Source organism: Lactobacillus sp. ESL0785 (assembly GCF_029395455.1).
GTDB lineage: Bacteria > Bacillota > Bacilli > Lactobacillales > Lactobacillaceae > Lactobacillus.
Genome location: NZ_CP113916.1, coordinates 943029 through 969952, shown reverse-complemented (window position 1 = coordinate 969952; position 26924 = coordinate 943029). Strand labels below are relative to the sequence as shown.

Sequence of the window (26924 nt, the reverse complement as noted above, 5' to 3'; positions counted from 1 at the left end):
AAAATGTTATTAGGTTCAATTGAAGCTGGCGGTACTAAATTTGTTTGTGCTGTTGGCAATGAAAACTATCAAATTAAAGATTCAATTAGAATACCAACGACAACACCAAAAGAAACTTTGCAAAAAGTTGCAGATTATTTTAAACAATTTGCAGTCAAAGCAATTGGTATTGCTTCGTTTGGACCGATTGAGATTCGTAAGCAAGCAAATAATTACGGCTATATTACTGATACTCCTAAAAAAGGATGGCAAAATACTAATTTTGTAGGCTTTTTACAAAAACAAATTAATGTACCAATCTTTTTCACTACTGATGTTAATGGCTCTGCTTACGGTGAATATGTGATGTCACTTTTATCAAACGAAGATATTGATTCGCTAGTTTATTACACAATTGGTACTGGAGTTGGTGGTGGTGCGTTAATCAATGGTCATTTAATTGGATCGCAGGGTCATCCTGAGATGGGACATGTCTTATTGAAGCGTCACCCTGATGATTTAGATTTTGTAGGTGTTTGTCCATTTCATCACGATTGCCTAGAAGGTCTAGTTTCAGGACCTACTTTTGAAGCAAGATTACACAAACCAGGAGTGCAAATACCGCTTGATAATCATGTATGGGATGTTATGAGCTATTACGTTGCTCAAGCTGTTTTGCAGGTTACATTGATTTTACGACCTGATAAAATTGTTTTTGGCGGCGGCGTTGTTAGTGAAAAATTTTTAAAGAAAGTTAGACGTGATTTTAGTAAGATGCTGAATAATTACGTTAATGTTCCACAATTAGATAAGTATATTGTGATGCCAGCAATTACTGATAATGGTTCAGCAACAGTCGGTGACTTTGCTTTAGCAAAGAATTTATTAAAACAATAGAGTAAAAAGGGATGTTTAATTATCAGTTATTAATTAAGCGTCTCTTTTTAAATGGAGGAAATGATGGTTAAAGCTTATTTAGTAAATCATACTCACTGGGATCGTGAATGGTACTTTTCAATTATGGATGAGCAGGTTTTAGGAGAACAGCTTTTTACAGAGGTTTTAGATGAATTAGAAAAGAATCATGAAGCTAATTTTTGCTTGGATGGTCAAGTGTCAATTGTTGATGAATATGTGGCAATTCATCCTGAGGCAAAACAGAGAATTAAAAAATTAGTTGATCAAGGACGCTTATTTGTCGGACCGTGGTATACCCAAACAGATGCATTAATGCCGCAAGCAGAATCTATCATTCGTAATTTAGTTATTGGAATTAAAGATACGCAAAAAAATTATGGTAAGCCAATGATGGTAGGTTATTTACCAGATTCATTTGGCTTTAATGCACAAATGCCCACTTTATTGCATCAGGTAGGAATTGATAATTTCATCTTTTGGCGTGGTACTAATTTTAAGAGACAGACGAGTTCTGTTTATTTTAGATGGCGTGGTTTAAGCGGTAAAGAAGTGCTAGCACTTAATTTTCCATTTGGTTACTTTACTGGGCAGATTACACCAGAAGCTAAGCAAAAGCTGGATGAATTTGTGACGCAAAAGTATGACCCGGCAGTTAAGTTTGAAGCGGAACATGGTAATCATGAAGATGTCTTGGTACCATCAGGAATTGATCAGATGAATATTGTAAAAAATATGTCACAGACAATTTTAGAGCTTAATGCAAAAAGTAATTATCACACTGTAATCAGTTCATTTCCAGAATTTGTAGCTTTAATGAAAAAGAAAAAAGCAACCTTACCTGATTATCAAGGGGAATTAAGATTACCAACTTATTCCCGAGTTCATCGGTCAATCGGTTCAGTACGTAGTAAATTTAAGCGTGCTAATTTTAAACTAGAACAAAAGCTTTTAACTCGGGTTGAACCATTATGTGTCATTGGTAAAAAGGTTGGTATAAATATTGGTAATGGTTTATTAGAAAATGTATGGCAAAAACTATTAAAATGTCAACCACACGATTCTTTGGGTGGTAGCGTTTCTGAAAGCACTGCGGAAGATATTTGGCACCGTTATAAAGAAGTAAATGAGTTGGCTGATGGTATTGAAAACATGATTAAAAAGAAAATTGCTCAATATCTAAAATTAACAGCTAATCAAGTCCTGATTTTTAATACAGACCCACACCGCTTTTCTGGGTATAAAGAAATTGAGATTGTGGTACCAACAAAGAATATTCAGTTAGAGGGAATGTCTGATAATGAAATTATTAGTGAAAAATATGTTGCTCCAAGAAAACATATTTTAATGCAAACGCCTCATGGTGAAGATTATACTGATGAGCCGGGATATTACAAACTCAAAATTAAAGGACGAATTGATTTACCAGGATTAGGTTATAAAGTAGTGGCAATTCATAACACAGATAAAGCACTAGCAGAAATGACATCTTCACAAATTAAAAGTAGCGGTGAAATTACATTTGAAAAGCAAAAGTTGCAATTTGTTAATGGTCAAATTAATTTATTAACGCCCAATAAAAAGTATATGAATATTATTTCTTTGGTTGATCAGCCGAATGATGGTGATACTTATGACTTTTCACCATATCGAGATTTTGTTGAACAACGATTGCCTTTGGAAAATGTGATAATTAGACACAGCTTACACCATGACGTAATGATAATTAGAGGTAGTGCTAGTTTACCGTTAAATTTAAACGATTATGATGTAGATAAGCCTCATTATGGTCAACTAGACTATATTCTCAATTTGACTTTTAATAATTCAGGACAAATTTGTGCAAAATTGGTATTAAATAATCAAGTTAATTCTCATCGTTTAAGACTATGTTTCAATCCTCAAGTTAATACGCAGGATGCTAGGGCGCAAATTCAGGCTGGATACATAACAACTAAAAATCATCAAATTGCTCCTGATTGGAATAAAGAATTTGTTGAGAAACCAGTTAACCTTTATAATTTCACGAAATCAGTAACTTTAAGGGAAAATGGTCGACATTTTACTTTTTGGGGAGTTGGTCAAAAAGAATATGAATATCAAAATAAGCAGTTATTCATTACTTTAATGGCAACAACCGGTGAACTAGGTAAACCTAATTTAGCTTGGCGCCCGGGTCGTGCTTCTGGCGATACAACAAGTCAGGGTCATATTATGATGCCGACTATATCAGCACAAGAACTAGGTCATAACGAATTTAAATTTTGCTTTGGTTTATTTGATACCGACTTTAATGAAAGTAAAAATAATCAGTTAACAGCTTCTTGGTTGACACCAAACATTTCATATCAAGCACAAACTTTGAATATGTTTATTAATCGACTTGATAACAAGATTTGGCCCACTGAGAATAATCCTCAAATTGATGATCAATTAGAATTAATAAATTTACCTGAAAAAGTTAGAGTTGCAGCGATTTACCCGGCACTTTCTGAAAAAAGAAGTTACATTATCCGATTAGAAAATTTAACTAATCGGCCAGTTTCAATCCCGGAAGTATTGTTAAAAAAGGGTCGAATTGTTAATGCATTAGAAAATGCGATTAGTGAACGAAAAATAGGCCCATATGACTTAATTTCTGTGATTTTACCATTAGAATGAACGGCTAAATGAATTTTACTGATTCTAGTTTTTGGTTGAGGTGCAATTCTTCTTGATGATTACAACTTGGGGAATGCTATTTCATATTTGATTCCTAAAGTATTGGTGAAGCTGGAGTAACAGCTGCTAGTTTTGCTGCAGATAGTGGCGCCAAAGTATACTGTAGTTGAAATAGTTTACACAAGTCGCGTCTTAAAAGATGCGTTGAATAAGGCTAAATAAGTAGCAGGTTAAAATATTAGCACAGAAGATAGCTAGTAGTGCTTTTTTATAGAAAAAAAGCAAAAAAATAGATCAAGATTTTTCCAAAAGGAATTCTTGATCTATATTTTTTTGTCTAAGAAATTAATTTTTCCTGGACACTGACAAATTATCTATTAATCCTTGTCAACATTGTCTGGGAAGAATGCAAGACGTTCACCATCGCCAAGTTCTTCTTCGATTTCAAGTAAACGGTTGTACTTTTCAACACGTTCTGAACGAGCTGGAGCACCAGTCTTCAATTGACCACCGTTAACAGCAACAGCAAAGTCAGCGATGAAGGTATCACCAGTTTCACCTGAACGGTGAGAAATCATGGTGTTGTAGCCATTCTTACGTGAAAGACGAATAGTTTCCAAAGTTTCAGTAACTGTACCGATTTGGTTCAATTTGATTAATGAAGCATTACCAGCACCTTCCTTGATAGCTTTAGTTAAAAGCTTAGGATTAGTACAAATAAAGTCATCCAAAACAATTTGAATTCTATCCTTGTGAGTTTCAGTAAATTTAATCATACCGTCAACGTCATTTTCATCGTATGGGTCTTCGATGGAGATTAATTCTGGGAATTCACCAAGCAACTTGTCGTAGTAATCTGACAATTCTTGATCGTCAAGAACTTTACCTTCAAAGTGGTACTTCTTGTCTTCTTTGTTGTAGAAATATGAAGCAGCACAGTCACAAGCAATAGCAATATCTTCGCCTGGTTTGTAGCCAGCCTTGATGATTGCTTCGTGCAAAGCCTTCAAAGCTTCTTCTGAACTCTTCATGTTAGGAGCAAAACCACCTTCGTCGCCAAGGCCAGTTTCGTAACCCATATCTTCAAGAACTTTTTTCAAAGTGTGGTAAGTGTTAACAATCTTTTCAAAACCATCACGGAATGAAGTCTTCTTAACTGGAGTAATCATGAATTCTTGAACATCGATACCGTTATCAGCGTGTTCACCACCGTTAATAACGTTATGGAAAGTTTGTGGCATTTCAAGATCAGTTCCGCCAAGGTATCTATAAAGTGGTTGGTGACTGTCTTTAGCAGCAGCAGCGGCAGTAGCCATTGAGACACCTAAGATAGCATTAGCACCAAGCTTAGCCTTGTTTGGCGTACCATCTAATTCAATCATAACGCGATCAATATTTGCTTGGTCGTGTGGGTCTAAGCCCTTCAAAGCCTTAGCAATTTTAGTGTTAACGTTGTTAACGGCTTTAGAAACACCTTTACCACCAACACGTTTGCCGCCGTCACGCAATTCAACAGCTTCATTTTCACCAGTTGAAGCACCTGATGGTACTTCAGCCTTTCCTACAACACCGTTTGAAAGGGTAACAAAAGCTTCAACAGTTGGGTTACCACGTGAATCATAGATTTCCAGTGCATGAACATTTTCAATGACTGATTTTAACATCTAAAAAACCTCCTAAATAATAAATGCTGTACAGCAATTGTATACATACATTAGATGGAATAAGCCTTCCATCTCTACATGACAAATTTTAGCCTAAGTTTGTGATTCTGTAAACATTTGAAAGCGATTTCTGATATTAAAAATTTTTAATCGCTTTTTTACGCATTTTGCATTATTATTTATCTATACGATTTAAATCCTGAATCTCTTTTATTTAATTAAGGACGCATTACATGGAAAAAATAAAATTAATAATTGACTCTAGTTCTAATGAAAGTTCAGAGCAAAATGTTGAAGTAGTTCCACTTACACTGACAATCGCAGGAAAGGATTTTGTTGATGATGCTCAACTTGATCTTGACCAACTGTTAACCAGTATGGCGCAAAATACAGAAGCAGGTAAGACTTCTTGTCCAAGTATTAATGACTGGTTGGAAGCTTTAGCGGGCAGCAAGTGGGCAATTTTAATAACAATTACTAGTGGGCTTAGTGGTAGTTTTTCATCAGCTTTTCAAGCCAAAGAAATGTATGAAAAGGAACATCCAGAAAGTCATGTAATTGTAGTTGATTCGCGTTCGGCTGGTCCAGAATTGTCAGTTGTTCTTGAAGAAATTAAACGGCTGCTTAATAATAAAACCCGGTTTGTTGATTTAGAACAAAAGATTTCTGAATATCGGACGCACACGCACCTGTTATTTATTCTACAATCTTTGCATAATTTGTCATTAAATGGTCGAGTTAGTCCAGCTGTTGCCAAAGTAGCGCATATGCTTAAAATTGATTTAGTTGGCACAGCTAGTGATGAAGGTAAGCTTGAACCATTGGCAAAAGTGCGTGGAATGAAGCGAGCACTTAAAGAAGTCTTGAAGCGAATGTCTGATATGAAATATCAAGGCGGCCGTGTCATTATTGATCATTGTAAAAATGAAAAAGATGCACGGACACTTAAAGAAAAGATTATGGCAAGTTATCCGCAGGCACAAATTGCCATTAGACCGATGCATGGCTTGTGTAGCTTTTACGCTGAAGAGGGCGGTTTAATGATTGGCTTTGAGGGTAAGTAAAAGCAGAAAGTAAAAATATCTCTCAGATTTACGTCTGAGAGATATTTTTTATATAGTTTAAAAAATTGCTAAAAAGATTTGCTGGGAAAGGCTGAAGCAAAAAATAGCCAAACTAGTTGCGCCAATAATATCAGAAGGATAATGAGCTTTTAAACTGAGACGCGAAATGACAACCATTAGCCAAATAGCACTTAAAGTAATAATGAGTCCCGTTCCCAATTTAGCACCAAATAGTTTCCAGATGATTAATACCATACACGTTGTTCCAAGTACATGGCCACTAGGGAAACTATAACCGTCTTCTAAGTCAGAATGTTCACTTGGGCGTTTACGATGCATCCATTTTTTTAAAAAGATGCCAACTAAATCGGTAAACCCCAGAGTTACAATGACCCACAGGGCAGTAATATTTTTTTCTTCATTAATTAGAAAGCTAGCCAAGAAAACGTCCCAAACGACCATTAGTTTAGGATCGTTAATAAACGCAATTATTTGCCAGCTAAAGCTATCATGATTTCTGACTAACTTGTGGTGTAGCCAATGATCAAATGAATTAAAGCGACTGGAATTACGTACATTAATGATGAGAATTAGCAGAATAAAAGCGGATAAAGCCGCAAGCCAAATGTTTATTTGCAAGATTAAATCACTACCTAGAAAGATTACTTAATGTTATTTTAACAGCTTCAGGAGTAGGGGATATACCGTTATTAGCTGGTCTTGAATAAAATTTAAGAAATGTTGAGATTCTGTAACTTTCTTGTAATAAAAATTGTCAACAAGTTAGTTTTAATAAAATTAAATTTATTATTGTATCTAAAAAAGCGCCCTTAAAAAGAGCGCTTTTTTAGATGATTAAATAATTAGTGAAACCAGTGCGTATGCTTATCAGTAAAAGCCAATAAGTCGTTACTCAAGTACAAGATATATGTAAAGAATAGGGTCAGGCTAGCATCACCTTGAAAGGCAGTAACTCCCCACAAAATAATTGACATGATCCCTTGAATAGTCCAGAAATAATATTGTTCACGAAAACGTAATGTACAGAGAAGCGAGCCTGTAACACCAATTGAGCCAGTTATTGCATCGATCCAAGGCCGTGGACTAATAAACATTCTTGTGTCCATAAAGTAAAGCATACCTGTAACAACTACGAAAAAAAGCAGTGTCCAGAGCCATTTAACAGCTGTCAGACCATGAATATGCTTTTCAGCATCTTTGGCCCAAGCTGGCAATAATAAAACTGGCAAATCTAGCAGAAATATATATGATGTTTGCAAAACAACATCAGCATAATTACGTGCGATAATTGCAACTACAATATAAATTAAGGCTGATAACAATCCCAAAACTCCATTTAAAGGCTTGGCATTAGTGATTGCTAACGTACAAGTGAAACCCATAATCGCTGCCAGCATTGTAATCAAAGCTAGCGGCGTTATTGCTGCTGCAATTGTTGTTCCGACAATTACACCAATCCCAAACATCAAAAGCATATAAGTTTTGAAGCTCCAGCCCCGCATTTGATTAATATACCATTTAGGTTTGAAAACATCAGTATTTGGCTGTATTTTCATTGATCATTCTCCCATCTTTAAACTGCAATATCTTGTGTTATTTATCTACGTCTTCTATCATATCATGTGTTTTATTTAAATTAAAATCATATTGACCTATAACATACAGCACATAATTATTTAAAATTTTTAGTTGGAAAATTTGAATTAATACGGTATAATAATTCTCGTTGTGGAGAGTTGGCAGAGTGGTAATGCACCGGACTCGAAATCCGGCGAACCAAGTTTTTCCTTGGCGCGCAGGTTCAAATCCTGTACTCTCCTTAAATGAAACTTCAATCCTTGCTGTATAAGGACTGAAGTACAACAATTTCTAATTCCACATGATTTCCACATGATTAAATATTTAGAGAGTCCAGAGATTGGATAGCATCTTTTTTATTCATGTTAGTTACGTGAGTATAAATGTTCATTGTCATTCCAATAGTTTCATGTCCCATTAGCATTTGAACAGTTTTAGGTTTAACGCTGGTTTCACTTATTAAAAGAGTAGCGAATGTATGACGAAAGCCGTGAATAGTTATACGTCTTAAGTTTGGATTACTTTTATAAACGGATTGCAACCATTGATCTGGTTTGCTAAGCCGTAAGTATGTACCTTGTAACGTATGAAATAATTTATCACAAATAAGTGGTTGCTCCAGTTCATGTTTATGATAATCAATTAGCACATTTTTTAGATTAGGTGTTATAGGTAAAGTTCTAGCTGACATTTTGCTTTTTGGATCTTGAATTAACAGCTTATTATCATATCCGTAAGCTAGGGTCTTGTTTATATCTATTTTATTTTGTTTTAGATCAATATCTTTCCAGGTTAAAGCTAAAGCTTCAGATTTGCGTAATCCAGTTGAAGACAGTAAGTAAAAGTAAGTGTAAGGTCTAATACCACAGTCCTTAGCAGCCTTTAAAAAATTTTCTAATTCAACCCGTGAATATACATTGTGTTCTATGTCTCGTCTTGGCCTTGAAGTTTTTTTAGGCATGATTATTCGCTTAACAGGATTATCTTTAACATAACCAAATCGGATAGCATATTCAAACAGTGTTCCCAATTGACGAACAACGTCTTTATATTTAACGATTTCTTTTGCTTTTTTGTCAGCAAAACGTTGAATGGACTTAACTTGAATTTTATCCATATATTTATTACCAAAAACAGGTTTAATGTGTATTCGATACATTATGTTATTTTTATTTGCAGTTGATTCTTTGACTTGATTTTTATAGCTTTCAAACCATATTTGATACATTTCATCGGTCTTTATCTGGTTGGGACGTTGATATGATTTTTTTTCCTTTTGCCTTTAAAAAATCTCAGCTCCGAAAAGGCTTCATTATATGTGTTGAAGCCTTGTCTGGTAACACATATTTGTTTACCATCTTCATCTAGGCCAATGTATGCTTGGAATTTCCATTTTTTCTTACCAGATTTTAAAGTATATTCAATTTGTTTATTTGTCCTACCGGCATAATTTTAAACCTATTGATTTATGCTAAAATAATTGTATGCAAAAGGGTAAGTATCCCCATGCAGTATTGATAATCGATTAAAAACAATGTTTGGTAGCTGAGTTCTTAATCGAAATGGTTAAAATTAATTTTGCTTCTTCTAGTTAATCGTATTCTTCTTATAAAATGAGATCTTCATCCAATAGCTTTTTATCTGCGTATTTCTGTTGGAACGTCGGTTGATGTATGGGTTCCTGTAATTGACATATTTGAATATTTCAAACGTTCATTGCTAGCATAAATATCAATTTTACCTTGTTCACATCATTTAGATCTTTAAAATCAACTTTTTTAGCAAAAAATCCCATCAATGAATAAATTCATTAACAGGATCAATGTTCAATCACTAATATTTATTTTGCCAAATGCTGTTTAACAATTCTAATTAAAATTTTAGTTGCGCCCTTACCAGCTTTGTCATCATAGTAAGATTCATATCGGCTATCAGTTTCATAGCCCTTAATAATTCCGAGGTGAATTTCTGGCGAATAATTGGGCATGATCACTTTTAACCAAGCTTGGTGATTGTTGAAGATATCATCACTCAGTTCGGCTTCTTTAGTAGGTTCTTGAACGACTTTTTGTAAATCACGAACAAGATCAGCTTCGGTACCTTTTAACTGGTTAAATTTCTTTTCTGTTATTTTATCTTCACGTTTAGTCATTAATTGTTTACTCCTCAGTTTAAAAATCATCTATTTTACTATAGCATATTGATCGGCAGAGATGTGATTTTGTGGTTGAAATACTTTAGCTGGATAATGGTACTTAATAACTTATTTTAAAATTGGTTGGGTTAAAGCATTAAAGAACAATTAGAAGCTAGTTAGCCGTATAATAAGAGGAGAGGTGGCAGAATGATTACTTTTGTGTGGGTTGAAGATCAAAAAAAGCAAATTGGTCTAAATGGGCATTTGCCGTGGAAATTGCCTGGAGATTTGCAACATTTTAGGAAATTAACAAGCGGGCATACGATTGTTATGGGGCGAAAGACTTTTACTAGCTTGCCGAAAATTTTACCCCACAGAAAGCATATTGTTTTAAGTAAAAATCATGAGTTGGCACAGAAATATAGTAAAAATCAGCAAGTTGTTATTTTATCTTCACTTAAGCAGCTTGAACTATGGCTAGCAAACCACCAAGAGCAGCAAATTGATGTAATTGGTGGTAATGCTGTTTTTAAACCGTTAGTGCATCAAGTTGATCGCCTTGAAAAAACAGTGATTGCAGCAACTTTTAAAGGTGATACGATTATGACACCAATTGATTATTCTAAATTTAAATTGGTTAAAAAAGAGTATCACAATCCCAATTTACAGGATAAATATCCGTATGAATTTTTAACTTATATACGAAAGGAAGAGACAAAATGAAAAAAATAATCTGGTCAGGTTTGGATTTTTTAATTTGTGTTGTTATTTTAATTGGTAGTATTGTTCAAGCAGAAACTTTTAATCATAATTTTTGGTGGCAGGTAATTGGCATGGCGATTGTAACTTATGGAGTAGGTCGTTATCATATGGCAAAAATTAAAGAATTTAAAAAATCCCAGAATAATTAATTTTAATTTTAGGTTGACAGGGTTAAGTTCTAATGTTAAATTAATAAACAATTAAATAATTAATACATCTTGAAAAGCAGAGTAGCTATTGTTTTTACTGATAAAGAGAGTTGGCGTTGTGGTGAGAGTCAACAAGTGGAAGGTAGTGAATATGGGCTTGAAATGATGTCTGTTAGTGATATTTAGCTAATGGCGGAGTTGCATCCGATATGATTGCAAGCTATTGTTTGATAGCTAATGAGATTTATCATGTGAGTGATAAATAAATTTAAAGGTGGTAACACGAGCATTCGTCCTTAATTGGGACGGATGCTTTTTTATTGCAGTTTTGGAGGTATTTAATTATGCGTCAGAAAAAACAAAGAAATATTATAATTGGGGTAATTGTTGCTGTTATAGTAGTTGTTGCAGCTTGGTTTGGCTTAGGGCCAGGTCTCAATCAGTCCAAAACGCAAAATCATGTCGTAACAGTTGGCGTTGTTAATTTGTCTAAAGGCGACCAAGCAATTTGGAATCATACGGCAGCTTTAGCGAAGCAAAAATATGGTATTACAATTAAAATTAAGAATTTTACGGATTATAATCAACCAAATAAGGCTTTACAAAATGGCGATATTAATCTGAATTCTTTTCAACATTATGCTTTCTTAAGAAATTGGAACAAGGCCAATAATGGTCATGTTGTAGCTATTGGGCGGACTTTTGTTTCACCAATTAGATTGTATTCTAAAAAGTATCATAAATTAAATCAGCTACCTGATGGGGCAACGATTGCAGTACCTAACGATACATCAAACGAATCCCGAGCCTTGATTGTACTCAAGAATGCGGGTTTAATCAGCTTACGGAAGAATAAAGCGTTATTGACGGTTTCTGATATCATTAAAAATCCACACAATATTAAAATCAAGGAAGTTAGTGCTGACCAATGTGGTAGAGTTGTTGGTTCAGCTGACGCCGCAGTTGTAAACAATACTTTTGCTGTTCCTGCTGGTTTGGGTAAGAAGCAAACAATCTTTGTTGAACCACTTAATAAAGATTCACTACAATGGGTTAATATTATTTGTGCACGCAAGGCAGACGTTAATAATAAAGATTACCAAAATGTTGTTAAAGCCTATCAAACTACAGAAACTAAAAAGCTGGTCAAGAAGTATTATGACGACACTGAACTTCCAGCTTGGGATATTAAATTTTAACTACGAGGAGAACTAGTCGATGAGTATTATTGAACTAAAACACGTTAATGTAGATTTCCCTGATAAAAAGGGCAAGGTGGTGCATGCAGTTCACGACGTTAATTTACAAGTTGAAAAGGGTGACATCTATGGTGTTGTTGGCTTTTCCGGTGCAGGTAAGTCAACGCTAGTACGGACAATCAACCTTTTACAAAAGCCAACAGCGGGGGAAATTCAAGTTAACGGTATTGACTTTGTTAAGGCTGGCAAGCAAGTGATTTCAGGTAAAGAATTACAACTTGCGCGTAGAAAAATCGGCATGATCTTTCAAAGTTTTAATCTTTTAAATGAAATCAGCGTTTTAGAAAATGTTTCTTTTGCCCTTAAGCATTCAGGCCTAAAAGATGTTGAGATTGAGCAAAAAGCATTACATCTACTTGGTTTGGTTGATTTAAAAGATAAAGCAAACTTCTATCCGGCACAATTATCTGGTGGGCAGCAGCAGCGGGTAGCCATTGCCCGCGCACTAGCCAATGAACCTGATATTTTGATATCAGATGAAGCAACAAGTGCACTAGATCCGCAAAATACACAACAAATTTTAACTTTATTAAAGAAGTTAAAGTCAGAGCTTAACTTAACAATTGTTTTAATTACGCATGAAATGGATGCAGTTAAGAAGATTTGTGATAAGGTTGCCGTCATGGAACAAGGCAAAATTATTGAAAAAGGAAATTTGCGGGATATTGTACTACATCCGCAAAATCAATTGACTAAGAGTTTTGTCGGTGGTTCATTAGAAGTAATTAATACACTAGAAATGCTGCACTTGGATCGCTTAAGTGACCATGAGGCGATTTATCAGTTGGTTTATAGCGTTGCTAATGTGACTAAATCGATTATTATTGATCTTTATCGTGAAATTGGGGTTGAAGTCAGTATGCTGTATGGTAATGTGGAGCTGCTTGATGAGGAACCAATTGGTACGTTGCTGGTTTTAGTTAAAGGTGATCAGGAAAAACAAGCACAGACAGTTGACTTTCTCCAACAGCAAAAAGTATCACTCACAAGACTAGATGAAAAGGGGAATATATATGAGTAGTTGGTTTAGTAAGGTCTTTCCTAATGTTATTCAACTTGGTTGGAACGGAGATGCTGGCTGGGGCACCAGTATTATGCAAACTTTATTTATGACTTTTTGGTCAGCAATTTTTGGTGGCATTCTGGGAATTATCTTTGGCGTTATTTTGGTACTAACCAAGGAAGACGGTATTAGACCAAACAAATTTTGGTTTAATGTGTGTGATAAAGTTGTTTCTATCTTTCGGGCAATTCCATTTATTATTTTGTTAGCCTTTATTGCACCAGTAACGCAGAAAATTGTTGGTACTCAAATTGGGATGAAGGCGGCATTAGTTCCGTTAACCTTAGGTGTTTTCCCGTTTTATGCGCGGCAAGTACAAGTTGCCTTAGAGAGTGTTGATCAAGGTAAGATTGAAGCAGCTCAGAGTCTAGGTGCGACTATTTGGGATTTAATTTTTAGTGTTTACTTAAATGAGTCGCGTTCAGAATTAGTGCGGGTTTCAACTGTAACCATTATTAGTTTGATTGGCTTAACTGCAATGGCTGGTGCGATTGGTGCTGGTGGTTTAGGTAATACCGCGATTTCTTATGGCTACAACCGATTTAACAATGATGTGACGCTCGTTGCAACAGTATTAGTTATTATTTTAATTTTCATTGTTCAAATTGTGGGTGACTTTTTTGCGAAAAGGTTGAACCATCAGAGTAGGTAAATTAGTCATAATAAAAAAAGCATTAGGAATAATATCCTAGTGCCTTTTTTATTATATGAGTTAAAAATTATTTAACAGCGTCTTTTAAAGCCTTACCTGGCTTAAAAGCAGGTACTTGAGTTGCAGGAATAATTAAGGTTTTACCAGTTTGTGGGTTTCTACCTTTTCTTTCTGCACGTTGACGAACTTCAAATGAACCAAAGCCAATGATTTGAACCTTGTCGCCATTAGCTAAGTTTTCCTTAATTGTATCGATCAAAGTATCGATTACTTTTTCAGCATCCTTTTGCTTAAGTTCACTTTTAGCTGCAACTTGCTTAGTAAGTTCAGACTTATTAATTGAGGCCATAGTATCCTTCTCTTTTCTATAAAAAATTATAATACAATCAACACAATTGATTCGTTAGAATCGCTACGCTATACGCGCAATGCGTTGTGTCGCTTGATATTCAGCAACTTTAATTATTTTAGCACAGTTAGCTCGCCCTTCAATAGAAAATGCTAAATTACTGAATTATTTTTGCTTTTACAATAAGCGTGAGGTCATTTGCTGATAATTTAAGTAGAGTGCCTTAAAGCGAGAATGGTTCTCTTTTTGCCATGGTTTAGGTTTACCACAAAAATGTAAAATGGCAGTATTTTGCATAACCCATTCAAGGTTAGTATCACCAGTACTTCGAGTTAAATACATGGAGTAGGCGCGAGCGTCATAATTCCAACGAATTTCAGGTATTTTAAGAATGTCTTCACCATAAAGATAATTAAGAATATCCTGATCGGGCAGAATTAGGACATCATGATGCTCAGTAATGGCTGCCGAAATATCAGTTAACTTAACTTTTTGTCGCATTTGGTCAAGGTCAAGCAGCATAATACCAGAATTAAAATAACTGGTCGTGGTGCCGAGACGCAGATTGTTGATGGAACTCATAATATCAGTTAGTCCTTCGTGAACAGCAGCCGCAAACATTTTTCCAGCTAAATCAAGCTGCCAGAGCGGTTTAATTGAATTAATGACCAAAATATCGGGATCAAGATAAAGAATGCGGTGTAGACTTGCTGGCAAAATCCTTCCTGATAATAGACGAAAGTACATTTCCTGCGGATAATCATGTAAATTAAGTAAAGAATCAGGAAAAGAAAAGTCAGCATTCATTGCTAAAGCAATTACGGTAATATCGATTTGTGTACCAAAAGCCTTCAGGTTAGTAAGGACCTGCTCTTCAATTTTGTCGTAAATTACCCAGACACGTAGCTTGCTGCCAAGATTATTGAGCCTTAAAGAGTACATCATGACTTCTAAAGGTTTAATGTAATTTTGGTCAATGGTTACTAAGATTTCGATTGGCTGCTGATTGATGTTCATATTTTCCTCGCTATTAAAATAGATCTTCTTATTTATTATAAAATATAATTGTGTTGGCAATACTATTTTCTGTTAAGAAAAAGTTACAAATAATTACAATTACGTTTAGAAACAGAAATCAGACAATTAATGTAGTAAAATAAGTTTTAAAGATATAAATTGATTACAACTGATGAGGTATAAAGATGAACAAAAAACTGTTATTAACTTTGGCCTGTGCGGCCGCATTGTCTGTGGGTTTAACTGATGTAGCACAAGTAAGTGCAGCTACGACCGAAACAACCAACAGCACTAATGATAATAAGCAGCCAGCAACCACAACAGATACAAATCAGTCGAAGCCAACCAAACCAGCAGCTAAGCCAAGTAAGACAGATTCTAGTAGCAAAGGCAATACAACTGCAATTTCTTATATCGGAAGAAATGTTAAGTTGAAGCGCAATTCTTATGTTTATAATAAGAAGGGTAAACGTATAAATATCAGTAAACTTAAAAAGAATACGATTGTAACGGTGTCTGGTTTTACTAACGTTAATGGCAAGAATTTATTGCAGATTAATAAGAAGAACCAATACATACTTGCTAATAATGTTAAGACTTTTAGAGCAGCTGGTTATAAAGTTAAGAAGAAATCCTATGTTTATAATTCCAAAGGTAAGTTGATTCCGGGAATTTATATTGCTAAAGGTAAGTTTGTACCGGTAGTGAAAGCTAAAGAAATAAACGGAATTAAATTTGTTGGTATTACTGAAACCCAATTTATTAAATGGTCTAATTTGAACCATAAGAGTGGGAAAATTTTAAACCAATAGCTATTTAGAGGTAAAAATGGATGATCCAGTTTTAAAAAGAGTAGCAGTTCGTAAATATACAACTGCCAAAGTTGCAAAAAATGATGTTTATAAATTAATAGCTGCCTTTCAGGCTGCTCCTTGTGGAATGCATGAAACTGATGTGATGCAGATGACAGTTGTTGAAGATGAGCAGTTGCTGACTGAGATTGAGCAATTAACTGATAATGCTTGTTATGGTGCACCATTGCTGTTTGTGATTAATGTTAAGCAGGAAAATCATTTTGGCATACGGGATGCATCGGTAGCTGCTGAAAATATTATGGTGGAAGCCACAAGTCTTGGCTTAGGTTCAGTTTATCTAATGATGGCTGCTGGTAAATTAAATACTGCACCAGACTTGCAACAGCGGCTGGGGATCGCAGCTGGGTTTGCAACGAGTGTAATTGTAGCTGTTGGTCATGCTGCTGAAACACCGATAGAAGACCGAAAACAGCGCTATCTAGTCACTAGAAAGTAATAGATAGTTAGCTGGTAAAAATTATTTTTTTGAGATTAAAAGTAGATCAAGATTTTTGAACAACTTGGTCTATTTTTTTGCTCTAAAAAGAGCTTAAGTTTGATTGGGTTTTGTCATTAGCTGATAAAATAATAATTGTTTTTAGTTGGTTTGACTAAGACATAATTTGGTTTTTAAATAACATTACTTATTTAATTAATTAATGGTATTAGCACTAATAGTTTTGTATAATAAATATATAGAATTTAGAATTGTAGCTTTATGAATTATATAGTATAGATGGGAGAGAGTTAATTTGTCAGAAAATAAAAATATTAAGCAGCCACCTCAAAAGCCAACTTGGTTAGTGGTTGATGATCATCTTGCTAAAACACTATTAGTTAAATTACGTCAAGAAGCTGATTTGAGCCAACGTCAACTTGCTAAGCAGTCAGAGGTAGCTAAGTCAACGATTACTAAGATTGAATCGGAAAAAATGAATCCAACATTGAAGATACTTAACCAAGTTGTCACTGCCACAGGAAGACAGTTGCGAATCCAATTGATTAAGCAGGATAAGAATAGTCAATAAAAGTACGCTTAAGTTGAAGCTTAAGCGTATTTTTTAATGAGCATCTATAATGGAGCCATCAATATTAAGATACTGCTGTTGTAGATAGATTCTAAAGCCCTATGTGATTTAGTACTTGATAATTTAATCTTAATAAAAAGTGCGAAAATAAAATAAAAAATTATCATTTAAGATCATTTTCCTTTGTTGTAAATAAAGTTAACAAAAGATTGCGATTGTATTAGTTTAAATTTTTAATTGATATAATTTACAGTTTAAGTTGTTAAGCTATGATAAAAAGGAATGATTTAAATGGTAAACCTAACTAAATTTAATCGTGAACGCCTTATACAAATTGCTAAAATTTTGGAATTAACTGTTGAAGTTAATGAGCAAAAATCAAAACAAAATCATAAAAATAAATTGCTTAGGTAAGCACTTTAATCATTTACTTGACAAAGTACTAGTAAATGATTAAAGTATTATTAACATATGAAAAAGCAATGAAAAGAAAAGTATGATTGCAAGTAGCGCACAGGGAGCTTTGATTATTGAGATAAAGCCGTGAATGCAAGCAGAAAATCCCTTGGAGCTATCTAGTGAATTAAAGTAACTAGTATTGGTAACACCCATTATCGTGTTAGCGTATCGCAATTGCCGTACGTGAAGTGACTATTTATTGGATTAATTCTAGTTAAATAGTAAATTAGGTGGTACCGTGCTGAAAAAGCACCCTTGATGAAGAATCAAGGGTGCTTTTTTTATTGCTAAAATGGCAGGTGATGACGAAGTGAAAGTTAAAATTAGCACTCAATAAAGTTAAATAAAATTTAAGGATGGAGGCATATTAAATGAACGAATTAGAACAGGATGTAAATCAAAAGCCATTAACATGGAAGCAATATTTAGTTGTGTCATCACTATTATTTGGACTATTTTTTGGTGCGGGAAATTTGATTTTTCCGATTCACTTAGGACAAATGGCAGGAGCTAATTGGGGACTGGCAACACTCGGCTTTTTAGTGACAGCTGTGCTTTTACCATTATTGTCAGTTTTAGCAATTAGTGCTACTCATGCTCGCGGTGTTTATGATATTGGCTTGCCATTAGGGTCAGCTTTTGCGTTAGCTTTTATGATTTTGATTCACTTAACCATTGGACCGCTATTTGGTACACCACGGACCGCTAGTATTTCGTTTACAGTTGGGGTATTACCAATGTTGCCCAAATCATGGTCACAAGCAGGATTGCTTGTGTTTTCAGCGTTATTTTTTATTTGCGCGTTTATGGTGGCTTACAAGGAATCAAATATTTTAGCAAGTATCGGTAGGATATTAAATCCATTATTCTTGTTATTGCTGTTTGTCATTTTCCTACTTGGCTTTTTATCACCAATGGGCCATGCCAATGCTCAAAAAGTAACATTGGCTTACCACCAAGCACCATTTTTCAATGGCTTTTTGCAGGGTTATAACACCATGGATGCTCTGGCAGGTTTAGCCTTTGGGGTTACGGTTGTTGCAGCTGTACGGCAAATGGGTAAGACAACGGCGAAAAGTAATGCAAAAGTAACTGCCAGAGCTGGAATTTTAGCAACGGGCACAATCGGTTTAATCTATGTTGCCTTAATTTGGTTAGGTGCCACAACCTTAAATCATTTTAAGCTCTCGCCAGATGGTGGTGTTGCATTTAATCAAATTGTTACTTATTACTTAGGTGACTTTGGCCACGCATTGTTAGCAACATTAATTACTGTTACTTGTTTGACGACAGCGGTTGGCTTAATTGCTGCGTTTGCGCAAGATTTTCACCGTAGTTTTTCTAAGATTAGTTATCATACTTGGTTATTCTTAATGACATTAACTTCATTTTTAACAGCTAACTTTGGCTTAGATACAATTATTTCTTGGTCAACACCAATGCTGATGTTCTTATATCCGTTTGCTATGGTTTTGATTTTATTATCAATTACTTCATCCTTATTTCACCGTGATCCAATAGTTTACTTTTGGGTTGTTCTATTGACATCAATTCCAGCTTTCTTTGATATGATTGCAGCTTTTCCACCAGTTGTTAGTCAAAGCACTTGGGCTTTAGCCTTACGTACGTTTCAATTAAAGTTCCTACCATTTGCAGCGATTGGGATGGATTGGTTAATCCCAGCTCTAATCGGATTGATAATTGGTTTAACCTGCCACATGATTAAACGTAATTCTGCTAAAACTCGGACTGCTGATTAATAATTTTTATTTTTAGTTGACAAAGATTAGGTCAATGATTAGAATATTATTAATATTTAAATAAGCGACGAAAAGAAGAGTACGATTATCGGTAGCGTTAAAGAGAGTTCTATTGGTGAAAAGGAACCGCGAACATAATTGGAAAGTAACTTTGAGCTATCTAGTGAAGTAAAAGTAGCTGGGATTGGTGACACCCATTATCGTGTTAGCGTATCGCAATTTGCCGTACGTGAAGAGACTGTTTGACTTAGCTTGAGCCAGTCAGCAGTAAGATAGGTGGTACCGTGCCAAGTAAAGCACCCTTGATTTTAAAATCAAGGGTGCTTTTTTAGTTATCTTTTAAAGATAGATAATAGTTAAAGTTTTTTCGTCAAACAATAGGAAGTGACAACGATGAGAAAAAGACCTGGTTAAGTTAAAGCAAATTGCTTTAACTAAATTAGATAAGTTTGAAACGGGAGGTTATTTAAATGGAAGAAATCGAAGAAGATGTAAATACTAAGCCACTAACGTGGAAACAATATTTAGTTGTTGCTTCATTATTATTTGGATTATTTTTTGGTGCAGGGAATCTAATTTTTCCACTTCATTTAGGACAAATGTCGGGAGCGAATTGGGGCATTGCGACAGTTGGGTTCTTGATAACAGCTGTACTTTTGCCGCTGCTAGCAGTTTTAGCAATCAGTGCTAGTCATGCTAAGGGTGTTTTTGATATCGGCCGGCCGTTAGGACCAAAATTTGCCTTGGTTTTTATGGTGTTGATTCACTTAACTTTAGGGCCATTGTTTGCGACACCAAGAACAGCAAGCATTTCATTTTCAGTTGGTTTACAACCAGTTTTGCCAGAAAAGTTGGCTAAGCCGGGATTGTTGCTTTTTTCTGCAATTTTCTTTATTTTGGCATTTATTATTTCATATGAACAGTCGACAATTTTGGATAGTATTGGGCGAATTTTAAATCCAATCTTTTTACTATTATTGTTTGCTATTTTTTTATTAGCCTTTTTCTCGCCAATGGGTGCAGCTAAACATCAACCTGTCACTGCTGCTTATCAGAGCGCACCATTCTTTAATGGCTTTTTACAGGGTTATAATACCATGGACGCGTTAGCTGGGTTAGCTTTTGGCTATACTATTGTTTCTGCAGTGCGTCAGCTAGGTAAGACTAGTGCCAAAAGTAATGCGCAGGTTACTGCTCGTGCTGGTGTTTTAGCAACAAGTGCAATTGGTATTATTTATATTGGTTTAATTTGGTTAGGATCAACAACTTTAAATCATTATAAGATTTCAGCAGATGGCGGCGTTGTTTTTAACCAAATTGTTACCTATTATATGGGTGGTATTGGTCATGCATTATTGGCAACCTTAGTTACTTTGACTTGTTTAACAACTGCGGTTGGTTTGATTGCAGCTTTTGCGCAAGATTTTCATCGTAGTTTTAGCAAGATTAGCTATCATGGCTGGCTTGGAATTATGACCTTTGTTTCGTTTTTGACTGCTAACTGCGGTTTGGACCAAATTATTTCTTGGTCAACACCAATGTTGATGTTTATCTATCCAATTGCCATGGTTTTAATTATTTTGTCAATTACGGCTAGATTATTTGATCGGGACCCAATTGTTTACTTTTGGGTAGTTATTTTTACCTTAATTCCTGCAATTTTTGATATGATTGCAGCCTTTCCGCCAATTATTAGTCAGACTAATTGGGCGTTGCAAGCACGTGCATTTCAGTTGAAATTCCTGCCGTTTGCATCAATTGGCATGGATTGGATTATTCCGGCACTTATCGGTTTAATTATTGGACTGGCTTGCCACTTTTATCGGAAAACAAAATTAGCAAAATAAGTTGTTAAAAATCTAGGAGTAAGATCTTAGATTTTTTTATTGGCTAAAATAATTAGTTTTTAAGCAAAATAAATACTGATATTTTAAAAATAATTCGTCTTATAACTTGTAATAGAGTATAATTTTGACTAAATGTTTATATTTTAGTTAATAGGAGAAAAACAATGGCAAATAAAGAAGCATTATTAATTATCGATTATACTGACGACTTTGTTGCTGATAATGGTTCACTTACTTGCGGTAAAGCTGGACAAGATTGTGAGAGTACAATTGTTAGCCTAGCTGATAAATTTATCAGTCAAGGCAATTATGTTGTTTTGCCCACAGACTGTCATCATTTAAATGATCCGTTTCACCCAGAGAGTAAACTGTTTCCACCGCACAATATTGTAGGAACAAGTGGTCGGAATTTTTATGGTCAGCTAAAGCCGTGGTACGAAAAGAATAAGAATAAGGTAAATGTTTGGCAGATTGATAAAACTCGGTATAGTTCCTTTGTTGGCACTAATCTTGACTTGGATTTGCGGATGCGCGGTGTTCGAACGGTTCATTTAGTTGGCACTTGTACGGATATTTGCATTTTGCAAACAGCAATTTATGCTTATAATTTGGGCTATCAAATAATTGTTCATCAAGATGGCGTGGCAGGAACAACACCAGAAAATCATCGCTTTGCTTTAGCTAATATGAAGAATAATTTGGCAGCAAAAATCATTTAATAACCTAGACTAATATTATTTTTGTTATTCCTATGTCTGTGGGTGAATGTGTATTTTTATTTACATTATTATAGCTAATGGAAGCGCTTGCTGATATAATCGAATTGTAATGAAACTTTGAGTTTATGGTTGAAAGAAGACAAAAATGAAAAAGATAATTAATGATCCCGCTAATGTTGTTCCAGAAATGGTTGCTGGGATGGTTCGTTCATATCCACAGTTTATTAATAAGATTTCTGATGCAGAAGCAGTTGTAAGAGCTGATCAGAAATCAATGACGGGTAAAGTTGGGCTAGTTTCTGGTGGTGGTTCTGGTCATGAGCCGACACATGCAGGCTTTGTTGGTAAAGGAATGTTGAGTGCAGCTGTTTGCGGGCAAGTGTTTACTTCACCAACGCCAGACCAGATCTATGCAGCAATTAAGTCGGTTGATCAAGGCCAAGGTGTTTTTTTAATAATAAAGAATTATTCTGGCGATATTATGAATTTTGATATGGCTAAAGATTTGGCCGAAATGGATAACATTAAAGTTAGGTCAATTGTTGTCGATGACGATATTGCCGTAGAAAATAGTACTTTTACGCAAGGTAGGCGTGGCGTGGCAGGGACAATTTTTATGCATAAAATTTTGGGGGTGGCCGCTCAACAAGGTGCTAGCCTTGATGAAATTGCTGCATTAGCTGAAAAAGTTTTACCTAATATTAAAACGATTGCTGTTGCTTTATCTGCTGCTACTAACCCTGAAACCGGGAAACCTGGTTTTGTACTTAAAGATGATGAAATTGAATTTGGTGTTGGTATTCATTCAGAGCCTGGATATCGGCGTGAAAAGATTAGACCAGCTAAAGACCTTGTTGAAGAATTAGTTAATAAGCTTGATAGCGAATTGCATCTTAATAGTAGTAAAAAATATGCTGTTTTGGTAAATGGCATGGGGGCAACACCATTAATGGAACAATATATTTTTAGTAATGATTTATTAAATAAATTGAACCAATTTAAGATCAAGCCGGCATTTATGAAAATTGGCAATTATATGACATCACTTGATATGGCGGGAATATCTCTTACCATGTTTGAATTAGCAGATGAATCATGGCTGGATGCTTTAAAATATCCTGTAGAAACCATTGCTTGGTAGATTAAGAAAGAGCAAAATAATGACATTAACAGTTGATACGTTGACAGAATGGATAAATAATTTTACAACAAAAATCGCCACAAATCAGCAGTTATTGAGTGATTTAGATACACCGATTGGTGATGGCGATCATGGTTTCAATATGAATCGAGGTATGCAGGCAGTTAGTCAAAAGTTAACTGCCAAGCCAGCAAGTGTAACTGCCGCATTAAAGACCATTGCAATGACACTTATTTCAACAGTTGGTGGTGCTTCAGGCCCATTGTATGGTACTGCCTTTTTGGAAATGGCTAAAAAAAGCAGCTCTACTAATGATCTGGGTGAATTGCTTGATGCTGCTTTAGCAGGAATCGAAAAGCGTGGTGGAGCACAACCAGGTGATAAAACGATGGTTGACGTCTGGACAGTCTTAGTTCCTGCAGTTAAAGCAGGAAAGTTAACTAAGGAAAAAATTACAGCAGCAGTCTCAGCTACTAAAGAAATGGTTGCTAAAAAGGGACGTGCTTCATATTTAGGTGAACGTTCTAAGGGACATATTGATCCTGGTTCACAATCTAGCGGTTACTTATTTGAAGCAATGATTGAAACGAAGGGATTGTTATGAGTTTAGGAATTACATTAGTTTCGCATGTTCCCGAGGTTGCAATTGGTCTAAAAAAATTGTTAAAGCAAGTTGCAGTTGATATTTCAATTACAACAGCTGGCGGTACTGATGATTGTGATATTGGTACAAGTATGGGTAAGATCATACAGGCTTTTACAGATAACTCTGCTACTGAAATTTTGGCTTTTTATGATCTTGGCAGTGCGAAGATGAATTTAGAAATGGCAGTTGAATTAACCGATAAGCCAGTTCATGTGTACAATGCTGCCTTTATTGAAGGTGCCTATACTGCAGCTTCACTTGCACAAGCAGGGGTAACACGGAAAGAAATTGAACAGCAGCTCAAGCCATTACTTGTAAAAGAATAGCCAATTATCTGCAAATAGGTCTCACTAAGCAAAAAATTTTTTCATTTACATAAGTTAAGCTATCATATGTTAAGTTAAAAGTAATACTTTTATGTCTTTGAGTGGAGGAAAGATAATGCATGATAGTTTGATAATGCAAATGCTAGGTGAGTTCATTGGAACAGCCATTCTAGTTTTGCTCGGTGATGGTATTTGTGCCGCAGCTAATTTGAAAAAGTCAAAGGGTAATGGTGCAGGTTGGCTGGCAATTACTCTTGGTTGGGGCTTTGCTTTAGCCTTGGGAATTTATAGTGTTAGTTGGTTGAGTCCAGGACATTTAAATCCAGCAGTTACTTTAGGAATGGCAATTGCAGGTAATGTATCTTGGTCCGCAGTTTTACCGTACTTTGTTGCCCAAGTTGCTGGTGGTTTTGTTGGTGGAATTATTGTTTGGCTGACTTATTATCCATATTTTGCTGCAACTGAAGACCAAGATGTCATTTTGGGCACTTTTGCAACCGAACCTGCAATTAAAAAATATCTCTGGAATTTCTTTGCTGAAATGATTGGGACATTTATGCTTGTTTTTGGTTTGCTGGCCTTTAGCAAGAGTCAGTTTGCTCCAGGATTAAATCCACTAGTTGCCGGTTTATTATTAGGAGCTATTGGTCTTTCACTAGGTGGTTCAACTGGTGCTGCTCTTAATCCAGCTCGTGATTTGGGACCAAGATTGGTTCACCAATTGTTCCCGATTGCTAATAAAGGTAAGTCTGACTGGGCATATGCTTGGGTTCCAGTTGTTGCACCATTTGTTGGTGGCATTTTAGCAGCATTATTATTTTTAGTAATTAAATAGTTTTTACTTGTTGACTAACCAGTTTGACAAGTACTGATATTCTTGAAAATCCTTTAGGCAAAACTGCCTAAAGGATTTTTTGCTGGCAATTTATTTTGCATATAATAAAATGTTTTAATAAAAAATAATGATGCAGGCTTGGCCAGTTTTTTAGTGAACTGACTGTAATGATGCGGTTGTTCTAAGAATTTTTTACTTATTTTTGTAATTTCAACCGGTCGGGTATCTAACACATTAATGCAATCTGATTTTGAGAATAATGACAAATTGTATGTCAAAGGTAAATTATTACCAGAACCATATTTGGAAAATAATTATAAGAAAGCTGGCATAGAATTGGTCAAACATGTTCAACCAATTCTATGCCTCAAGTTCCTAAGGGTTATTACTGAGATAATGGGTAACTACCGTGATATTGCGAAGGATTTCGGCCCAATAAAAAGAAAAGCAATAATCGGTAAAGTGGTATTTTGTTATTGGCCACTTAATAAAATACAAGCATTTTAAAAGTAAATAATTTAAAAATTCTACAATATTTGATTATTGGAAGATTTTTGAATTAAAGCAAAAGATCACATACTTAGCGTAAATTTTGCCTTTTTAAAATATTTTTAACTTATAAAGTAAGTGCTTAAAATTACAATAAATTAAGTTTATATATTGCTATCATCGTAGTAACAATTAGCGATATCTACATATTTATTGATTGCGGATTAATAGAATAAATTTCACAAACTATTTCACAAAGTGAAAAATAAAAATCATATTTTTATTGAGATAACAACATTTATGCTCATAAAAATATTTGTTAAAAAACTATTTACAATTGTGAAAAAATATTGTATATTTTAATCAAGCGCTTCCATTATGTTTAATATTTATAAATATGAGGTTACTAATTCAATTACTAATTTTAGAAAGATTGGGAGTTAAAATGTTACATGATAGTTTAAGTATGCAATTGATTGGCGAATTTGTTGGAACGGCAATGATGATTTTATTAGGAGACGGTGTCTGTGCTGATATGGGACTGTCGAAGTCAAAGGCCAGAGGTGCTAACTGGGTTGGTATCGCTTTTGGCTGGGGCATGGCAATCACATTCTCCGTATATTTTGTCAAATGGCTGACTCCTGGCTACTTTAATCCAGCAGTTGCTGTCGCAATGGCAATTTCAGGTAGTTTTTCGTGGTCTTATGTTTTACCATATATAATTGCGGAAGTTGCCGGTGCATTTGTTGGTGCCATTTTAGTATGGCTGATGTTTTATCCACATTGGCAAGAAACTAAAGATCAAGAAGCTATTTTAACCAGTTTTGCTACGGCACCTGCTATTAGAAATTACTTTTGGAACTTTTTTGCAGAAATGTTAGCAACATTTGTTTTGGTATATGGCTTGCTCGCATTTAGTAAGAGTGGTGTGGATCCGGCACTTAATCCTATTCTTGCAGGTACTTTAATTACTGCAATTGCCTTTTCACTTGGTGGCCCTACGGGAATTGCACTTAATCCAGCTCGTGATTTTGGTCCACGGCTTGCCCACCAAGTACTACCAATTGCTAACAAAGGTAATTCAGATTGGGCATACAGTTGGGTACCAATTGTTGGACCATTTGTTGGTGGCATTTTAGCTGCTTTGTTATTTGTTGGTCTTAGATAAAATAAAAAATAAGCTATTCAGGTATGAATAGCTTATTTTTTATGGCTTAAAATTTCTTAAAACCACTGTCATAGAAAATTATGGCTGCTGTCTTTATTTGGGCAGTGGCTGGCTTGTAGGTTCAAAAATCGGTATTGACGCAACTGGGGTTATATTATCTTAACTTGTTTGACAACTGCGGTTGATATGATTACCTCGTTCCCACTTGTTATCAGCTAAGCACATTAAACACTGCAAGTTCAATCATTCCAATTAAAGATTTTGCCATTTGATAGGTATGGACTGGATTATTCTGGCTTTAATTGGCTTGATTATCGGTTTAGCATGTCATTTTTATTGCAAAGCAAAATAATTAATGAATATCTAGGATTATAATCCTAGA

25 protein-coding genes, 1 tRNA gene, 1 pseudogene and 1 other annotated feature are annotated in these 26924 nt (G+C 35.1%); of the genes and pseudogenes, 20 read left to right on the top strand and 7 right to left on the bottom strand.

The genetic code is table 11. The features are described from left to right. Nucleotides 1-3 precede the first annotated feature (3 nt). Nucleotides 4-876: a fructokinase ScrK gene (gene scrK / locus OZY43_RS04705; RefSeq protein ID WP_277163899.1), complete on the top strand. Its 873-nt coding sequence runs from the start codon at nt 4-6 to the stop codon at nt 874-876. 63 nt (nt 877-939) lie between these two features. Beyond that, the gene (locus OZY43_RS04700) at nt 940-3555 is read left to right on the top strand and encodes a glycoside hydrolase family 38 C-terminal domain-containing protein (protein WP_277166360.1); all 2616 of its coding nucleotides are present in this window, start codon (nt 940-942) and stop codon (nt 3553-3555) included. Between the two features lie 377 nt (nt 3556-3932). Here the strand turns inward: OZY43_RS04700 and eno are convergent, their stop codons facing one another. Next, nucleotides 3933-5219, bottom strand: a complete 1287-nt coding sequence (gene eno / locus OZY43_RS04695) for a phosphopyruvate hydratase (protein ID WP_277163897.1) — start codon at nt 5217-5219, stop codon at nt 3933-3935. A gap of 233 nt (nt 5220-5452) precedes the next feature. On the opposite strand from eno, the gene OZY43_RS04690 reads away from it, so the two are divergent. Further along, nucleotides 5453-6283, top strand: coding sequence for a DegV family protein (locus OZY43_RS04690; RefSeq protein WP_277163895.1), 831 nt, complete (start codon nt 5453-5455; stop codon nt 6281-6283). 57 nt (nt 6284-6340) lie between these two features. Here the strand turns inward: OZY43_RS04690 and OZY43_RS04685 are convergent, their stop codons facing one another. Beyond that, nucleotides 6341-6916: a phosphatase PAP2 family protein gene (locus OZY43_RS04685; RefSeq protein ID WP_277166358.1), complete on the bottom strand. Its 576-nt coding sequence runs from the start codon at nt 6914-6916 to the stop codon at nt 6341-6343. A 230-nt stretch (nt 6917-7146) separates the two neighbouring features. Further along, nucleotides 7147-7860 carry a nicotinamide riboside transporter PnuC gene (gene pnuC, locus OZY43_RS04680; protein WP_277163894.1) on the bottom strand — a complete coding sequence of 238 codons (714 nt, stop codon included), beginning with the start codon at nt 7858-7860 and terminating at the stop codon, nt 7147-7149. Nucleotides 7861-8034: 174 nt separating this feature from the next. On the opposite strand from pnuC, the gene OZY43_RS04675 reads away from it, so the two are divergent. Further along, nucleotides 8035-8124 (top strand) — tRNA-Ser (locus tag OZY43_RS04675). A gap of 74 nt (nt 8125-8198) precedes the next feature. Here the strand turns inward: OZY43_RS04675 and OZY43_RS04670 are convergent. Both OZY43_RS04670 and OZY43_RS04665 read right to left on the bottom strand, forming a co-directional pair. After that, a pseudogene (locus OZY43_RS04670) lies at nt 8199-9307 on the bottom strand (site-specific integrase). 415 nt (nt 9308-9722) lie between these two features. Next, nucleotides 9723-10034 (bottom strand): TipAS antibiotic-recognition domain-containing protein, encoded by a 312-nt coding sequence (locus OZY43_RS04665; protein WP_277163893.1) that lies wholly within the window; start codon nt 10032-10034, stop codon nt 9723-9725. A gap of 192 nt (nt 10035-10226) precedes the next feature. Here OZY43_RS04665 and OZY43_RS04660 point away from each other — a divergent pair, with 192 nt between their 5' ends. From OZY43_RS04660 to OZY43_RS04640, 5 genes are all read left to right on the top strand, one after another. Then, entirely contained in the window at nt 10227-10742 is a 516-nt protein-coding gene (locus OZY43_RS04660; RefSeq protein ID WP_277163891.1) for a dihydrofolate reductase, read from the top strand. After that, a complete protein-coding gene (locus OZY43_RS04655) occupies nt 10739-10930 on the top strand; it encodes a hypothetical protein (protein ID WP_277163889.1) in 192 nt (63 codons plus the stop codon). Before OZY43_RS04660 ends, OZY43_RS04655 begins: the two co-directional genes overlap by 4 nt. A gap of 344 nt (nt 10931-11274) precedes the next feature. Then, the gene (locus OZY43_RS04650) at nt 11275-12129 is read left to right on the top strand and encodes a MetQ/NlpA family ABC transporter substrate-binding protein (RefSeq protein WP_277163887.1); all 855 of its coding nucleotides are present in this window, start codon (nt 11275-11277) and stop codon (nt 12127-12129) included. A 19-nt stretch (nt 12130-12148) separates the two neighbouring features. Then, nucleotides 12149-13210 (top strand): methionine ABC transporter ATP-binding protein, encoded by a 1062-nt coding sequence (locus OZY43_RS04645; RefSeq protein ID WP_277163886.1) that lies wholly within the window; start codon nt 12149-12151, stop codon nt 13208-13210. Then, nucleotides 13203-13904, top strand: coding sequence for a methionine ABC transporter permease (locus OZY43_RS04640; RefSeq protein WP_277163885.1), 702 nt, complete (start codon nt 13203-13205; stop codon nt 13902-13904). The genes OZY43_RS04645 and OZY43_RS04640 overlap by 8 nt, the downstream gene beginning before the upstream one ends. Nucleotides 13905-13971: 67 nt before the next feature. Here OZY43_RS04640 and OZY43_RS04635 read toward each other — a convergent pair whose 3' ends face one another. Together OZY43_RS04635 and OZY43_RS04630 are read right to left on the bottom strand one after the other, a co-directional pair. Further along, a complete protein-coding gene (locus OZY43_RS04635) occupies nt 13972-14253 on the bottom strand; it encodes an HU family DNA-binding protein (protein ID WP_277163883.1) in 282 nt (93 codons plus the stop codon). Nucleotides 14254-14430: 177 nt separating this feature from the next. Next, on the bottom strand, nt 14431-15270 hold the full coding sequence (locus OZY43_RS04630; protein ID WP_277163881.1) for a glycosyltransferase family 8 protein: 840 nt from the start codon (nt 15268-15270) through the stop codon (nt 14431-14433). A 185-nt stretch (nt 15271-15455) separates the two neighbouring features. Between OZY43_RS04630 and OZY43_RS04625 the strand changes: the two genes are divergently transcribed. From OZY43_RS04625 to OZY43_RS04575, 11 genes are all read left to right on the top strand, one after another. Continuing rightward, nucleotides 15456-16082 carry an SLAP domain-containing protein gene (locus OZY43_RS04625; protein ID WP_277163880.1) on the top strand — a complete coding sequence of 209 codons (627 nt, stop codon included), beginning with the start codon at nt 15456-15458 and terminating at the stop codon, nt 16080-16082. A 16-nt stretch (nt 16083-16098) separates the two neighbouring features. After that, nucleotides 16099-16581, top strand: a complete 483-nt coding sequence (locus tag OZY43_RS04620; RefSeq protein WP_277163878.1) for a nitroreductase family protein — start codon at nt 16099-16101, stop codon at nt 16579-16581. Nucleotides 16582-16876: 295 nt separating this feature from the next. Further along, the gene (locus OZY43_RS04615) at nt 16877-17152 is read left to right on the top strand and encodes a helix-turn-helix transcriptional regulator (RefSeq protein ID WP_277163877.1); all 276 of its coding nucleotides are present in this window, start codon (nt 16877-16879) and stop codon (nt 17150-17152) included. A 473-nt stretch (nt 17153-17625) separates the two neighbouring features. After that, nucleotides 17626-17871: a binding site (T-box leader), on the top strand. A 111-nt stretch (nt 17872-17982) separates the two neighbouring features. Next, on the top strand, nt 17983-19371 hold the full coding sequence (gene brnQ, locus OZY43_RS04610; protein WP_277163875.1) for a branched-chain amino acid transport system II carrier protein: 1389 nt from the start codon (nt 17983-17985) through the stop codon (nt 19369-19371). Between the two features lie 470 nt (nt 19372-19841). Further along, nucleotides 19842-21218, top strand: a complete 1377-nt coding sequence (brnQ, locus tag OZY43_RS04605) for a branched-chain amino acid transport system II carrier protein (RefSeq protein WP_277163874.1) — start codon at nt 19842-19844, stop codon at nt 21216-21218. Nucleotides 21219-21382: 164 nt separating this feature from the next. Further along, nucleotides 21383-21937, top strand: coding sequence for an isochorismatase family cysteine hydrolase (locus OZY43_RS04600; protein WP_277163873.1), 555 nt, complete (start codon nt 21383-21385; stop codon nt 21935-21937). Between the two features lie 145 nt (nt 21938-22082). After that, nucleotides 22083-23078: a dihydroxyacetone kinase subunit DhaK gene (gene dhaK / locus OZY43_RS04595; protein ID WP_277163872.1), complete on the top strand. Its 996-nt coding sequence runs from the start codon at nt 22083-22085 to the stop codon at nt 23076-23078. Between the two features lie 19 nt (nt 23079-23097). Continuing rightward, nucleotides 23098-23682 (top strand): dihydroxyacetone kinase subunit DhaL, encoded by a 585-nt coding sequence (gene dhaL, locus OZY43_RS04590; RefSeq protein WP_277163871.1) that lies wholly within the window; start codon nt 23098-23100, stop codon nt 23680-23682. After that, nucleotides 23679-24050 (top strand): dihydroxyacetone kinase phosphoryl donor subunit DhaM, encoded by a 372-nt coding sequence (gene dhaM / locus OZY43_RS04585; protein ID WP_277163870.1) that lies wholly within the window; start codon nt 23679-23681, stop codon nt 24048-24050. The genes dhaL and dhaM overlap by 4 nt, the downstream gene beginning before the upstream one ends. A 115-nt stretch (nt 24051-24165) precedes the next feature. Beyond that, on the top strand, nt 24166-24885 hold the full coding sequence (locus OZY43_RS04580) for an MIP/aquaporin family protein (protein WP_277163869.1): 720 nt from the start codon (nt 24166-24168) through the stop codon (nt 24883-24885). A gap of 934 nt (nt 24886-25819) precedes the next feature. Then, nucleotides 25820-26542 carry an MIP/aquaporin family protein gene (locus OZY43_RS04575; protein WP_277163868.1) on the top strand — a complete coding sequence of 241 codons (723 nt, stop codon included), beginning with the start codon at nt 25820-25822 and terminating at the stop codon, nt 26540-26542. Nucleotides 26543-26924: the final 382 nt, after the last annotated feature.

What these genes read in the sequence shown, in the direction of transcription:
- scrK (WP_277163899.1), top strand. Translation starts at nt 4, where the DNA reads ATGTTATTAGGTTCAATTGAAGCTGGCGGTACTAAATTTGTTTGTGCT.
- OZY43_RS04700 (WP_277166360.1), top strand. Translation starts at nt 940, where the DNA reads ATGGTTAAAGCTTATTTAGTAAATCATACTCACTGGGATCGTGAATGG.
- eno (WP_277163897.1), bottom strand. Translation starts at nt 5,219, where the DNA reads ATGTTAAAATCAGTCATTGAAAATGTTCATGCACTGGAAATCTATGAT.
- OZY43_RS04690 (WP_277163895.1), top strand. Translation starts at nt 5,453, where the DNA reads ATGGAAAAAATAAAATTAATAATTGACTCTAGTTCTAATGAAAGTTCA.
- pnuC (WP_277163894.1), bottom strand. Translation starts at nt 7,860, where the DNA reads ATGAAAATACAGCCAAATACTGATGTTTTCAAACCTAAATGGTATATT.
- OZY43_RS04665 (WP_277163893.1), bottom strand. Translation starts at nt 10,034, where the DNA reads ATGACTAAACGTGAAGATAAAATAACAGAAAAGAAATTTAACCAGTTA.
- OZY43_RS04660 (WP_277163891.1), top strand. Translation starts at nt 10,227, where the DNA reads ATGATTACTTTTGTGTGGGTTGAAGATCAAAAAAAGCAAATTGGTCTA.
- OZY43_RS04655 (WP_277163889.1), top strand. Translation starts at nt 10,739, where the DNA reads ATGAAAAAAATAATCTGGTCAGGTTTGGATTTTTTAATTTGTGTTGTT.
- OZY43_RS04650 (WP_277163887.1), top strand. Translation starts at nt 11,275, where the DNA reads ATGCGTCAGAAAAAACAAAGAAATATTATAATTGGGGTAATTGTTGCT.
- OZY43_RS04645 (WP_277163886.1), top strand. Translation starts at nt 12,149, where the DNA reads ATGAGTATTATTGAACTAAAACACGTTAATGTAGATTTCCCTGATAAA.
- OZY43_RS04640 (WP_277163885.1), top strand. Translation starts at nt 13,203, where the DNA reads ATGAGTAGTTGGTTTAGTAAGGTCTTTCCTAATGTTATTCAACTTGGT.
- OZY43_RS04635 (WP_277163883.1), bottom strand. Translation starts at nt 14,253, where the DNA reads ATGGCCTCAATTAATAAGTCTGAACTTACTAAGCAAGTTGCAGCTAAA.
- OZY43_RS04630 (WP_277163881.1), bottom strand. Translation starts at nt 15,270, where the DNA reads ATGAACATCAATCAGCAGCCAATCGAAATCTTAGTAACCATTGACCAA.
- OZY43_RS04625 (WP_277163880.1), top strand. Translation starts at nt 15,456, where the DNA reads ATGAACAAAAAACTGTTATTAACTTTGGCCTGTGCGGCCGCATTGTCT.
- OZY43_RS04620 (WP_277163878.1), top strand. Translation starts at nt 16,099, where the DNA reads ATGGATGATCCAGTTTTAAAAAGAGTAGCAGTTCGTAAATATACAACT.
- brnQ (WP_277163875.1), top strand. Translation starts at nt 17,983, where the DNA reads ATGAACGAATTAGAACAGGATGTAAATCAAAAGCCATTAACATGGAAG.
- brnQ (WP_277163874.1), top strand. Translation starts at nt 19,842, where the DNA reads ATGGAAGAAATCGAAGAAGATGTAAATACTAAGCCACTAACGTGGAAA.
- OZY43_RS04600 (WP_277163873.1), top strand. Translation starts at nt 21,383, where the DNA reads ATGGCAAATAAAGAAGCATTATTAATTATCGATTATACTGACGACTTT.
- dhaK (WP_277163872.1), top strand. Translation starts at nt 22,083, where the DNA reads ATGAAAAAGATAATTAATGATCCCGCTAATGTTGTTCCAGAAATGGTT.
- dhaL (WP_277163871.1), top strand. Translation starts at nt 23,098, where the DNA reads ATGACATTAACAGTTGATACGTTGACAGAATGGATAAATAATTTTACA.
- dhaM (WP_277163870.1), top strand. Translation starts at nt 23,679, where the DNA reads ATGAGTTTAGGAATTACATTAGTTTCGCATGTTCCCGAGGTTGCAATT.
- OZY43_RS04580 (WP_277163869.1), top strand. Translation starts at nt 24,166, where the DNA reads ATGCATGATAGTTTGATAATGCAAATGCTAGGTGAGTTCATTGGAACA.
- OZY43_RS04575 (WP_277163868.1), top strand. Translation starts at nt 25,820, where the DNA reads ATGTTACATGATAGTTTAAGTATGCAATTGATTGGCGAATTTGTTGGA.